Here is a 1,190-nt window from a genome sequence, read left to right on the forward strand (position 1 = left end):
GCATTTTCAGCAAGCAGGGCTTCGCGGATGGCCTGATCCGACAAGCCTTTTGCATGCAAGGAAGCCGCGACGCGAAACAGGGTGTCATTGCGCTTCGTCTCAGGAATCGAGGCCGGTACCTGGATCGGTTTTGTCGTCGCAGGGACTCCACCGCCGGGGGCCGAAGTGGCTGTCGCTTTGGGTGTGTCCTTGGTCAGGCCCCGGACCGCAATGATGGCGTCGAGCTCTGCTTCGCTGGCGCGGATGAGCGAAGTGAGCACGGCCAGTTGTTCGGTGAAAGCCGTCGTGTAGCTAGATGCCGGGTCCAGGAGCAGGGTGTGGCCGAATTTGGATGCTTCACCCTGATAGGGCAGTCCGATCAGGTTCCCCAGCGGCTTCGTAGGGCCGAGTTCGTCCTGGTTCGGGAACAGGCGGTCGAAGGAGTTAACCTGCTCAGTCTCGCCGACCAACCCGGCCTCCTTCAGGCAGGCAAACGCGACACGGCGAGCTTTCCAGGCAGGCACAGGGGCTGCGAAGAATTGGTAGACATGGTAGCCTTGGCCGGATTTTGAGCGCAGGACATAAGGGGCGAGCCCTGCCTTGGTCAGGGCCTCGGCGTAAGCCTGCACATCAGCAAGTGGATTGCGGTCGCCACTGTGGTCATCGAAGTCGGCGGCGACGAACCAGCATTTCCCGTCCGGGAGCAAGGGATAAACGCCGAGGATGTGCTTGCCCTCGAAATGCCCCTGGAGCAGCGCGTCGGACAACGGGACGTAGTCGCGGGATGAGCATTTGTCGCAGGCGATCTTTTCACCTGAAGACTTGGGACAAGTGCCTGTTTTCCAAAAGTTATTGCAAATGGGCGAGTAGCCTGAGCGTCCCGGTTTGCCGTTCGTGCCGGCGGTTGTGAAGTGCTTGGGAACAACGTCGTCCCGGCCGCAAAAAATGGACTTAAAGAGCCCGTAATAATCAATTTGCCCTGACATTATCTTCCTCCCGGCGGCGCACATGGGCATGTGAACCACCAAAGTAGCCTGTCCCAGTCGCCGATTTTAAGGGCGTCTGATGCTGCATTGCGGATAACAAAAAGACCCCAGCCGTGTTTTTGGCCGACTTTTCGGGGGACTACTTGTGAGGTTTCAGCGACTGGTGCAGATAGGAGGGGTAGGTAAATACAGTTTTTCAGCTAGATGTGCAGTCTTCGTCCGGTT

The 1,190-nt window shown here is 58.2% G+C and carries 1 protein-coding gene; it reads right to left on the minus strand.

Features of this window, described 5'->3' with window-relative positions; all coding sequences use genetic code 11:
• Positions 1 to 965, minus strand: a 965-nt coding sequence (locus GTA51_RS20335) for a TOTE conflict system archaeo-eukaryotic primase domain-containing protein (protein ID WP_439333342.1), incomplete at its 3' end; no start/stop codon positions are given.
• Between the last annotated feature and the right edge of the window lie 225 nt (positions 966 to 1,190).

Source organism: Solidesulfovibrio aerotolerans (assembly GCF_009856865.1).
Taxonomy (GTDB): domain Bacteria; phylum Desulfobacterota; class Desulfovibrionia; order Desulfovibrionales; family Desulfovibrionaceae; genus Solidesulfovibrio; species Solidesulfovibrio aerotolerans.